Raw genomic sequence first — 10,369 nt, forward strand, 5'->3', positions numbered from 1 at the left:
GGTGACGGGCGGCGGGGTGTCGATGGGAGGGCCTGTCATGTCATTACCCGTCACCCGATGCGTTCATAGCCCCTGGCGGCACAGGGTCCGACAAGGGCTGAAACCCGCCCCCGCGCGGGGCCGTGCTGTGGTCCCGAGTGGCGCGAGGGGCGCGACGGTTATCACCCAGAGTCACGATGATCCGCAGTCCTGTGGGCTACCAACTGCGGAGAGTGACAAGGAATGTCACTCACAGTCACGGCGCGGGAGGCCATGACTGCCCCGTCACGACCGCCGTCACCGTGCTCCCCCGTCGAAAGGCACCCTCGGCGGTGAGGCGGGTGAGGGCGTACAGCAGCTTGGCCACATAGATCTCGTCCAGCGCGGGCAGCCCGTGCCGTTCGGCGAAGTCCGCCGCGAAATCGGAGAGGGCCGCGCCCACCTTCGCGAAGCCGCCACCGTGGAAACGCTCTTCCACTCGCCACCGCCCCCGCGTGCCGCCGAAGGCCTCGAGCTGGAGCCGGCGCACCTGGTCCGGGAGGAAGCCGCCCTTCAGCACGGCTACGCCGAGCGCCTGCTGACCTGCGGAAAGGCCGGCGGCCAGACCGGCGAGGGTGCCCCCGGTGCCGCACGCGACGGCCGCCACGTCGGTGCGCCCGCGCAGCTCCTCGCCCAGCAGGGCGCACCCGCGCACGGCCGCCGCGTTGCTGCCTCCCTCCGGGACGACGGCGCACTCGCCGAAGCGGGCGCGCAGCTCCTCGTGGAAGGCGGGATCGGCGCGACGGCGGTAGTCGGCGCGCGTGACGAAGTGCAGCAGCATGCCATCCTCGGCGCAGCGGGCCAGCGACGGGTTGAGCGGCCGCCCGGCCAGCTCCTCCCCGCGGACCACCCCGACGGTGCGCAGTCCGAGCAGCCGTCCGGCCGCCGCGGTGGCCCTCAGGTGGTTGGAGTAGGCGCCGCCGAAGGTCAGCAGCCGACGGTGTCCGGTCTCGGCCACCGACCGCAGATTAGGGGCGAGTTTGCGCCACTTGTTGCCCGGGAGCGCGGGGTGTATCAGGTCGTCCCGTTTCAGCAGGAGCCGCACCCCCCGGCGGGTGAACCGCTCGTCCTCGACCTCCTGGAGCGGGGAGGGGAGGCGTGGGGCGAGAGTGTCGAGGGGGTCCGGCGGGGCGTGCACGCCTCCATTGTGGGCGCTCCCCGCCGGGCCCTCGCACCCGGAACCTCAGCTGAGCCGCGCCGCGATCCGCTCCCGCAGCCCGTCCATGGTGAAGCCGCGCGGGTCCACCTTCTGGTCCGTCCACTCCAGGTGGCCGATGACCGAGCGGGCGCCCCAGCCGTGGTGCCGGCACAGGGCCGCCGCCGCGCGTTCGATGGCCTCCAGCTGCTCGTCGGGCCAGGGGTCCTTCCCGTCCCCGAGGTTCTCGCACTCGAAGCCGTAGAAGTATCTGTTGCCGTCGGTGTTCCGCTGGTTGGGAGCCGGGGTCGCGCGCTCGGCGATGACGGCGCGCAGGACGTCGTCGTCACCCGAGCCCGCGTGGTTGGCCCGGCCGTGACCGGTCAGATGGACGGTGCCGTCCTTGGTGACGCAGCCGTGGGCCAGCGGGCCCGGCAGCTGAGGGCGGCCGTCGTAGATGAGATCGATCGTGTCCGCGGAGCCGCTGGTGGCGGTGTGGTGGATCATGATGCCGTGCACCGGGCCCCACGGCCCCTGCTGGTTGCGGTTGTGGTTGCGCCAGTCGCGTACCTCTTCGACCCGTACGCCCTCCTTCTTGAGGGCCTGGACGAAAGCGGCCGCGGTGATGGGTGTGGCCATCTCGCCCCCGTCTGCTCTCTCGGCGTGTGTCGCCGCCCGCGCCGGCGCCGGCCGGGTGCTGGGGCTTATACCCGGTGCGGAGGCTCTTCTAGCGCCTCACCCCGCGACCGGCGGTGGGCTCGCTTGTGCGAGGAGTGACCGGACCAGGTGGTCGCGGGCGTACGGGCGCAGCAGCCCCGGTATCCGTGAGCGCGCGGCCAGCACGCGGCCCGAGCTGACGTGTGCGCAGTCCTCCAGGAAGCCGCTCCAGGCCGCGCACGCCTCCTCCAACCGCCCCCGGGCGAGCAGCAGTTCGGCCAGTTCCGCTCGGCACAGGGCGCGGGAGCGGCGCTCGTCCGCCGGCCGCGCGCGCAATGAGGCGCGCAGGTCGCGGATGGCCCCCTCGCCGTCCCCCAGCGCGGCACGCATCTGGCTGGACTGGTAGAGCAGCGCCGCGTTCTGGTAGCCGCCCACCGGCTCACCGCTGGGGCTCGCCGGCCCGGTCGTCAGATCGGCCGGGGCGCGGGCGAGCTGGCGTTCGGCCCGGCCCATCGCCTCCAGCGCCCGGCGCCGGTCCCCGCCCGCCGCGCCCGCCACGGCGAGACCCGCGTACAAGAAGGCGCGGGTGGCGGGGTCGGTGTCCGCCGGTGCCGCCGCGAGGGCGGCCTCGGCCAGCGCGAGACTCACCCGCGGGTGGCCCAGCTGGTGGGCCTGGGAGCTGAGGGCGCGGCGGGCCAGCGCAACCCCCTCGGGGTCCCGCGCCGCCTCGGCCAGCTCGGCGGCGGTGAGGAAGGCCCGCTCGGCGAGCCCGTGCCGCTGCTCGTCGGCGTAGACCCGGGCCAGCAGGAAGCTGAGCCGCGCGGCACCCGCCTGCATGCCCCGGTGGTGCGCCCCCTCCTCTCCCGAGCGCAGCGTGCTCACCAGCCCCGCCAGATACGCGGCGAGCGGGGTGCGGATGTGACCGCCGCCGTGCCGGTCGGCCTGCAGGGCGAAGAACCGGGCGTGCTCGTGCACCGAGGCCACCTGGCCGGGACCGGTGCGGCCGGTGCGCCGGGAGCCGCGTCCGGTGCAGCTGTTGCGTGCGCCCGGCAGCGGCGCCGGGGTGGGCGCGCCCGGCGCCGCGGGGTGCGCCGACCCCTCGTGGCCGCCGCCGCGGGAGCCCGATGCGCGCACCGTGTCGGCCAGCAGCCGGAGGGTGTACGGGGCCGGGGGAGGGGCGTCGGCGCGGGGCGGCGGGACGACGGGGGCGGTCAGCGCGGTCAGCTGGTCGGCGGGGTGGGAGGGTCTGCCGAGCCCGAAGACGCGGATGTCCACCGGGTGCGCTCGGGCGCGCGTCCCGTCCGCCCGCCCGGCGTCCCACCACCCCCAGGAGTGCTCCGGGGACGAGGTGGCCTCCGCCGCGCCGTGGGCCCCGGCCCGGCGCCCGGAGGGATCGGACGCCTCGTCGTCGGTGTCGCCGTCGCCCCGGGGCCGGGACGAGGGCGCCGGCCGCCCGCCCCGCGCCCCGCCGGCGCCGCACCGCGTGCCCAGGTCCGCCACGGTGATCCGGCGGCCCAGGCGGCGTGAGAGCGCCTCCGCCATCAGGTGCTGCACCCGGGGGTCGGGACGGCTGCCGCGCAGCCAGTGGGCGACTGAAGTCCTGTCGTACCGAAGGTGGATGCCGACCTCGGCGCCGAGCCGAGCCAGGGCACGCGCGAAGGCGGCCTGTGTCCACTCGGTCTCCTCCAGCAGGGCGCGCAGGGCGCGGTTGGGGGTGCGGCCGCGGGACGGGGCGCTCGGGTGCGCCGTCGCACGTGCGGGGTCACCGGGACGCATGTGTGGTCCCGGTGTCGTACTTGATGGGGTCGTTCACGGTTCCGCCTCACTTCCGGAATCTGATGATGTCTTTCCGTAGCTCTCCGTGTGCTGAATGTGCTGTCATGCACGCGGACGTCTTCAGGGAATCGCATCGCTCACGCCTCCGGGAGCATGTGCCGGGCGCACGACTGCGTGGTGCTTTCACACCCCGTGTGAAAACAGGTCCGTTACTCTGCGAAACAACACGTTGGACGACGGAGGGCGGTATGGAGCCCAACAGTCAACTGGACGCGCTCCTTGACCAGTCAGGGATGTCGCGGGCCGGACTCGCGGCGAGGGTCAACCGATTAGGCAACCACGCGGGAATCACCCTGCGTTACGATCACACGGCTGTGGCACGCTGGCTCAAGGGACAGCGGCCGCGCGGCAGGGTTCCGGAGTTGATCTGTGAGGTCCTCGGCCGGCAGCTCGGCAGGACCCTCACCCTCAGTGACATCGGCATGGACGTCCCGGCGGCCGGACACACCCCGGGAACCCCGTCAGGACCCGAACCGGCGGGTCTCGGCCGGTTCGTGGAGCGCGCGGCGTCCCTCTGGCGCGCCGACCAGGTGCACGGCGACTGGCCCGGACCCACCCTGCTGACCGGGGCCGCGGCCGTCGCACCGGTGTGGGAGTGGGAGAACCCGCCCGAGGACCTGGACGTCTCCCGCAGCGGCGGTCCCGAGGTCACCGGCGCCGACGTGGCCGTGCTGCACACCGCCCGCGGCCACTACGAGCACCTCTACCGCAACGCCGGAGGGGTCGCCACCCGCGCCCGGGTCGTCGGCTTCCTCAACGGCGAGGTCGCCCCCCTGCTGCGCGGCAGCTACGACGACGGCACCGGCCGCAGGCTGTGCCGCGCCGCCGGTTCGCTGGCCGCCATCAGCGGCATCTGCGCCTACGACGCGGACGCGCAGGGCCTGGCCCAGCGCTACTTCCACCAGGCGCTGCGGCTGGGCAAGGCCTCCGGCGACCTGCTCTTCGGCGGCTACGTCGTCGCCCTCCTGGTCAACCAGGCGCTCTTCCTCGGCGACACCCGGCACGCGCTCGCCTGCGCCGAGGCGGTCCTGCGCACCCTGGGCCCGCGCACGAGCGCCGCGCTCGCCACGGATCTGTACGCGATGCAGGCCGGCGCCTACGCACGGCTGGGCGACCGCGAGAACGCGTACGCCTGCATGCGCCGGGCCGAGACCTACTCGGAGCGCATCCGGCCCGAGGAGGAACCGCAGGAGACCGGCTACGTCCAACCGGGCCTGGTCGAGGTGCGGTTGGCCGAGGCGCTGCTCCTCCTGGGAGACCTGTCGGCCGCCGGACGCTACGCCCAGGAGGCCGCGCGTGCGCCCGCGCACGTCAGGGGGCGCGTCAACCGGCTGGCCACCCTCACCGACGTGGCACTGCACGCCGGGGAGCCGGAGCGCGCGGCGGCCACCGCGGCCGAGATGGTCGACACCGCGCAGGGCATCGAGTCGCAGCGGCTGCGCGGGCGCATGCGCAGGGTCAGGCAGCGGCTGGCACAGCACTCCGGGACTTCGGCGGCCGAGGCGGCGAAGCTCATCGAGGACTCGCTGAGCGTGCCGTTCTGATTCCGGGGCGCGCCGAGCGCCCTGTCAGTGGGAGCGCGCGACATGCTGGGATGTGCCCAACCTCCGTCAGGAAGGGGGCACATACGTGCGATGGAAGAACCTGGGTGAACACACTGTGTACGAGAACCAGTGGCTTCGGGTGAATCTGGCGGACGTGGAACTGCCCGACGGGCGGCACCTGGACCACTACCTGATCCGGCTGCGGCCCGTCGCCATGGCCACCGCGGTCAACGAACGCAACGAGGTGCTGCTGCTGTGGCGGCACCGCTTCATCACCGACAGCTGGGGGTGGGAACTGGCGGCCGGTGTCGTCGAGGAGGGCGAGGACCTGGCACAGGCCGCCGCCCGGGAGATGCTGGAGGAGACGGGCTGGCGCCCCGGCCCGCTCCGCCATCTGATGACCGTCGAGCCGTCCAACGGACTGACCGACGCGCGGCACCACATCTACTGGTCGACGCGCGCGGAGTACGTGGGCGAGCCCGAGGACGGCTTCGAGTCGGACAAACGGGAGTGGGTGCCGCTCAAGGAGGCGCCCGATCTCATCGCCCGGGGCGAGGTCCCCGCGGCGAACACGGCGGCGGCGCTCCTCATGCTCCACCGCGTGCGCTTCGGATGAGGCACCGCGCCGCGCCGTGCGGCCCGGCCGGCGCTCCGCCGGCACCTCCGGGTCGCCCGGGCGGGCCGGAGGCGCCGCTGCGGCGGACAGCGCGGTGCCGCCACAACGGGGCCGGCCTCAGCCCTTGAGGAAGGCGTCGCCGTTCTGCGCGACGTGCTCCTGGACGGCCGCGAGGGCCTGCTGGACCTCCTGGGCCGAGCCCGTGCCGCGCTGCTCCGCGTAGTAGGCGGCGCCTAGGCGGCGCAGCAGGTCGTTGCCGGCGCGCTGGGCCTGGACCTCCTCCACCTTCTCCTTGCCCTGCGCGAGACTGCGCTGGGCCTGCTCCTTGGCGCGGTCGAGAAACCCTGCCATGGTCCTGCCTCCGTCGTGTGCGGCGGTACCGGGCCGTTGCTCCGGTTCCAGGTGAACGTCTGCCGTGATCAGCAGGTTCCCCGGCGGGCGGGACGCGTCACGGCGGAGGCGGGATTTCACCCCGTACGGGAGGCGCTCTAGCGTGTGGTCCATGACCACCGCCGACCGCGCTGCCGGCCCCTCCGCCGCACCCGCCACCCCCGGCTCCGCCCCCTCCCCGGGCGGCACCGGCGCGGGGCCGTCGTCCCCGCCCGGGGCGCGCGCCCGGCTGGGTGCCGTCGGGCTGGTGCTCGGCAGCGCCCTGTCGCTCCAGTTCGGCTCCGCCGTCGCCGCCCTGCTCTTCCCCCGCGCCGGGGCACTGGGCGTGGTCGCGCTGCGGCTGCTCTTCTCCGCGGTGCTCCTGCTGGCCCTCTTCCGGCCCCGGCTGCGCGGCCACACCCGTGCCGACTGGCTGGCCGTGGCCGGGCTCGGCGTCGCGCTCGGCACGATGAACACCCTCTTCTACCAGGCGATCGAGCGGATCCCGCTGGGCGCCGCCGTCACCCTGGAACTGCTCGGCCCGCTGGTGCTCTCGGTCGTCGCCTCCCGGCGCCTGGTCAGCCTGGCGTGGGCCGCGCTCGCGGGAGGCGGGGTCTATCTGCTCTCGGCCGGGGACTTCGGGCGGCTCGACACCGGCGGTGTCGCCTACGCGCTGGCCGCGGGGGCGATGTGGACGGCGTACATCCTCTTCAACGCCCGCACCGGCGCCCGCTTCCCGAAGGTGGACGGGCTGGCGCTCGCCATGGGCGTCGCGGCACTGGTGAGCGCGCCGCTCGGGGTGGTCAGCGCGGGGCCGGCGCTGCTGGACCCCGTCACGCTGGGGCTCGGGGCCGCCGTGGCGGTGCTCTCCTCCGGGGTGCCCTACACCCTGGAGATGTTCGCGCTGCGCCGGCTGCCCGCGGCCACCTTCGCCGTCCTGATGAGCCTCATGCCGGCCGCGGCCACGACCGCGGGGTTCCTGGTGCTGGGCCAGAGCATGGGCCCCGTCCAGCTGCTGGCCGTCGCGCTGGTCGTGGCGGCCAGCATGGGGGCGGTGCGCGCCTCGCGCGGCTAGCCGGACAGCCGGGCAGCCGGACAGCCGGGCAGCCGGGCAGCGGGGTGCCCTGGCCCCGGACGGACGGGCGGGCGCGCGAGGTGGCCGCGGGCCCGCCCGGGGCGGGAGTGTCGGTGGGCACGGCTACGGTTGTCCGGGTGAGCGCACAGGACGAGGGCGGGTACGGGGACGTGGCCGGGACGGGCACCGGGGACGGGACCGTCGGCTGGGACGAGGGCGGGGAGTGGCACACCGCCGGGTGGCGGTCCGAGAGCGGGGCGCGTCCGCCGCGGCGGGTTGCCGTGGCCGACGACCGCATGGCCGCCGACATCGCCTACAAGCTCGTCTGCGAGGGCACCGCGCTGCTGTGGCGGGGCGACTACCACGGCGCGCGGCAGCTGCTGGCCGCGCTCGGCCGCCGGGTGGACCGCAAGCCGCCCAAGCAGGGTGCCACTCCCCGCGAGAGCTTCCACCTCTACCGGCAGGCCCGCTCCCGCCGCGCCCGCGTGCTGGGCATGCTGCTGGTCCCGCTGGAGACGGCGCCGGGCGGCTCGTACACGGTGCCGCTGCGCAGGGCGCCCGAGGTGGGGGAGGCGTGCGCGGAGGCGTACGGCCCCTCCTCCGGCCCCGTCGGCGCGCTCACGCTGGTCTCCCTGCGGGAGCTGCAGGGCGTGATCGGCGCGCACGAGTGGCGCCGCAAGGGCGTGCCCGTCGAGGCGCTGGACGGCGCCCGGGTCCACCCCTTCCACGGGGTCTTCTCCCCGGTGCGCGGCGAGTACGTGGACCTGGTGGCGCGCGCCCCGCTGCCCCCCGCACCGGACGGCGGACCGGGGCGGCTGGTCGCCTTCGACATCGGGACCGGGACGGGTGTCCTGGCCGCCGTGCTGGCCCGGCGCGGCGTGGGCCGGGTGACGGCCACCGACCTGGGGGAGCGCGCGCTGGCCTGCGCCCGCGAGAACCTGACGCGGCTCGGCGCGGCCGACGTGGTGGACGTCGTACGGGCCGACCTGTACCCGGACGAGGCGGCCGGCCGCGCCGATATCGTCGTCTGCAATCCGCCCTGGCTGCCCGCCAAGCCCACCTCCGTACTGGAACAGGCCGTCTACGACCCGGACAGCCGGATGCTGCGCGGCTTCCTCGACGGGCTGGCGGAGCACCTCACCCCCGCCGGGGAGGGCTGGCTGATCCTCTCCGACCTCGCCGAGCACCTGGGGCTGCGGCCCAGGGACGAGCTGCTGGGCTGGATCGCCGGCGCAGGACTGGTGGTGGCCGGCCGGCTGGAGGCCCGGCCCCGGCACGGCCGGGCGACCGATCCGGCGGCGCCCCTGCACGCGGCCCGCGCGGCGGAGACGACGGCCCTGTGGCGGCTGCGCCGCGCGGACACCGCCTGAGCCGTTCCCTCCGGCATCCCGCCGCACCGCCGTCCAGGGGGAGCCGGCGTGCGCGGGACCCGGGTTATGCCTCGTCCTCCGCCGGGTCGTCCGCGTCGGGTCCCTGGGCGCGTACGTCCTCCAGGTGGGCGAGGGAGGCGCGCAGGTCTCTCAGCCACGCGTCGGTGTTGCGCTCGACCAGGCGCACGCACCAGGAGAGGGCCTCGCTGCGGCTGCGGGCGACCCCCGCGGCGATCAGGGTGTCGAGCACCTGCCGCTGGGGCTGGCGCAGCCGCGTCATCACGGGGGCGGCGATCTGGGTGAACAGGGCGCGGCTGCCCCCGCATTCGGCTCCCCAGGAGACCTTCTTGCCGTAGCGCCGCTCGGTCTCGCGGGCGATCGCCACCCGCGTCTCCCGGGAGCGCTCGCGGAACTCGGCTATGCGCCCCTCGCAGGCGGCGGCGCGCTCCGCCGCTGTGGCGTCCTGAGCGTGGGCGGGCTCGGGCACGGCGCCGACGACGGTGATCTCCTCGCGGTCGACGGTCACCTCCACGAGCCGGGTGAACAGCCCCTCCGGGAGCCGTCCGGAGAGCCAGCCGCGCAGCTCTTTCTCTTCCTGTTTCACCGTTCTCATGTAAGTACGATTACTCAATTACGGCAGGATTGACAAGATCCTTCCGGCCAATCCGGCATCCTGGGCGGCGCGTTGGGGCCCCGCGGCCGGCAGGAGGGAACCGGGTACTCGGCGGTCCCGGGGGGTCGCCCGGCCGGGCGCGGCACGGCCCGGGGCGCGTGAGGGGGAACGCGGCTCCCGGGCCGTTCGGGCCCGCCGCCGACAGGCACGGCGGCGGGCCTCGCACCAGCGGGACATCACCGTCCAAACCCCCGTGGTGCGCCCGGCGGTGAGACCTCCGGGGCTCCCATCATCCTCTTTCCGGACCGTGCTATGCGCGACTTCCGCCAACTGGGCGGATGTTCGGAGCCGTTCCGGTACCCCTCGCGCGGTCGGGCACCCCGGCGGCGCCGTTCAGCGCTCCAGCAGCGTGCCCAGCGGCCCGAGGTCGAGGTTCAACTCGTCCCGTGTCAGACCGTGCTGGGCGCACAGCTCGTCCATGCGCGCGTCCAGCGCCATCAGCGTCGTACCGATCCGCTCCACCTGCTCGTCGGTCACATCCCGCTGGTCGCACCGCCGGACCGCCTGGCGCTCCATGAGCTGGCGCAGCAGTTCGACGACGGTCAGGACGAGGCAGACCAGGTCCCGGCCCACCCGGTCGGGGTCCAGCTCCAGCCGGCCGGTCGCGCCGCGGGGGGCCGGGGTGCGGCCCGTCCCCGTCACAGCGGGCCTCCGTCGCCCCACGGAGCGGCCACCCGTTCGTTGACGGACGAGAGCAGCGCGTTGAGGGAGAGCCGCACCAGCGGCACCTCGGCGATCGCCAGCACCAGGTCGCCGCTGACCACGACCCCGGTGGAGAGCACCCGGTCCAGCAGATCCACCAGCGGCACCCCCAGCGGTGCCCCGCTCTCCGGCCCCTCCCAGGAGACCACCTCGCCCACGTGTTCACCCACGGGCATCCTGGCCACCCCCGTCCACGAACGAGTACGGCACCCACGGACCCGTCAGTTCCACCTCGACGGCCCGGCACCCGGGAGACTCCCGCAGCCGCCGCACCGCCTCCCTGACCTCGGCCTCACGGCCCTCGGCCACCAGATAGGCGGCGTTGAGCAGTTGGGGGCCCCGGCCGCTGAGCGCGGGGTCGTGGGCGCGCAGCC

Annotated in this window: 12 protein-coding genes; 4 read left to right on the top strand and 8 right to left on the bottom strand. The window is 74.9% G+C overall.

The window, feature by feature from the left end:
* Positions 1-235: 235 nt before the first annotated feature.
* From FM076_RS22465 to FM076_RS22475, 3 genes are all read right to left on the bottom strand, one after another.
* Positions 236-1,156 carry a pyridoxal-phosphate dependent enzyme gene (locus tag FM076_RS22465; RefSeq protein WP_173872772.1) on the bottom strand — a complete coding sequence of 307 codons (921 nt, stop codon included), beginning with the start codon at positions 1,154-1,156 and terminating at the stop codon, positions 236-238.
* Between the two features lie 45 nt (positions 1,157-1,201).
* Positions 1,202-1,792 carry an N-acetylmuramoyl-L-alanine amidase gene (locus tag FM076_RS22470; protein ID WP_173872773.1) on the bottom strand — a complete coding sequence of 197 codons (591 nt, stop codon included), beginning with the start codon at positions 1,790-1,792 and terminating at the stop codon, positions 1,202-1,204.
* A 96-nt stretch (positions 1,793-1,888) separates the two neighbouring features.
* A complete protein-coding gene (locus FM076_RS22475; RefSeq protein ID WP_173872774.1) occupies positions 1,889-3,586 on the bottom strand; it encodes a hypothetical protein in 1,698 nt (565 codons plus the stop codon).
* Positions 3,587-3,834: 248 nt separating this feature from the next.
* On the opposite strand from FM076_RS22475, the gene FM076_RS22480 reads away from it, so the two are divergent.
* Both FM076_RS22480 and FM076_RS22485 read left to right on the top strand, forming a co-directional pair.
* A complete protein-coding gene (locus FM076_RS22480) occupies positions 3,835-5,190 on the top strand; it encodes a transcriptional regulator (RefSeq protein WP_173872775.1) in 1,356 nt (451 codons plus the stop codon).
* An 85-nt stretch (positions 5,191-5,275) separates the two neighbouring features.
* The gene (locus FM076_RS22485; protein WP_173872776.1) at positions 5,276-5,806 is read left to right on the top strand and encodes an NUDIX domain-containing protein; all 531 of its coding nucleotides are present in this window, start codon (positions 5,276-5,278) and stop codon (positions 5,804-5,806) included.
* A gap of 117 nt (positions 5,807-5,923) precedes the next feature.
* On the opposite strand, the gene FM076_RS22490 is transcribed toward FM076_RS22485, so the two are convergent.
* Positions 5,924-6,157 carry a hypothetical protein gene (locus FM076_RS22490; protein WP_173872777.1) on the bottom strand — a complete coding sequence of 78 codons (234 nt, stop codon included), beginning with the start codon at positions 6,155-6,157 and terminating at the stop codon, positions 5,924-5,926.
* Positions 6,158-6,308: 151 nt separating this feature from the next.
* Between FM076_RS22490 and FM076_RS22495 the strand changes: the two genes are divergently transcribed.
* Together FM076_RS22495 and FM076_RS22500 are read left to right on the top strand one after the other, a co-directional pair.
* A complete protein-coding gene (locus FM076_RS22495) occupies positions 6,309-7,250 on the top strand; it encodes an EamA family transporter (protein ID WP_173872778.1) in 942 nt (313 codons plus the stop codon).
* Between the two features lie 170 nt (positions 7,251-7,420).
* Positions 7,421-8,620 carry a methyltransferase gene (locus tag FM076_RS22500; protein ID WP_173874930.1) on the top strand — a complete coding sequence of 400 codons (1,200 nt, stop codon included), beginning with the start codon at positions 7,421-7,423 and terminating at the stop codon, positions 8,618-8,620.
* Positions 8,621-8,684: 64 nt separating this feature from the next.
* On the opposite strand, the gene FM076_RS22505 is transcribed toward FM076_RS22500, so the two are convergent.
* From FM076_RS22505 to FM076_RS22520, 4 genes are all read right to left on the bottom strand, one after another.
* On the bottom strand, positions 8,685-9,233 hold the full coding sequence (locus FM076_RS22505; protein WP_173872779.1) for a hypothetical protein: 549 nt from the start codon (positions 9,231-9,233) through the stop codon (positions 8,685-8,687).
* Positions 9,234-9,626: 393 nt separating this feature from the next.
* Positions 9,627-9,935, bottom strand: a complete 309-nt coding sequence (locus tag FM076_RS22510; protein WP_173872780.1) for a gas vesicle protein GvpK — start codon at positions 9,933-9,935, stop codon at positions 9,627-9,629.
* Entirely contained in the window at positions 9,932-10,171 is a 240-nt protein-coding gene (locus FM076_RS22515; protein WP_173872781.1) for a gas vesicle protein, read from the bottom strand. The genes FM076_RS22510 and FM076_RS22515 overlap by 4 nt, the downstream gene beginning before the upstream one ends.
* A partial coding sequence (locus FM076_RS22520; RefSeq protein ID WP_173872782.1) for a GvpL/GvpF family gas vesicle protein occupies positions 10,158-10,369 on the bottom strand: 212 nt, incomplete at its 5' end. The genes FM076_RS22515 and FM076_RS22520, both read right to left, overlap by 14 nt.

Source organism: Streptomyces albus subsp. chlorinus (assembly GCF_013302895.1).
Lineage (GTDB): Bacteria > Actinomycetota > Actinomycetes > Streptomycetales > Streptomycetaceae > Streptomyces > Streptomyces chlorinus.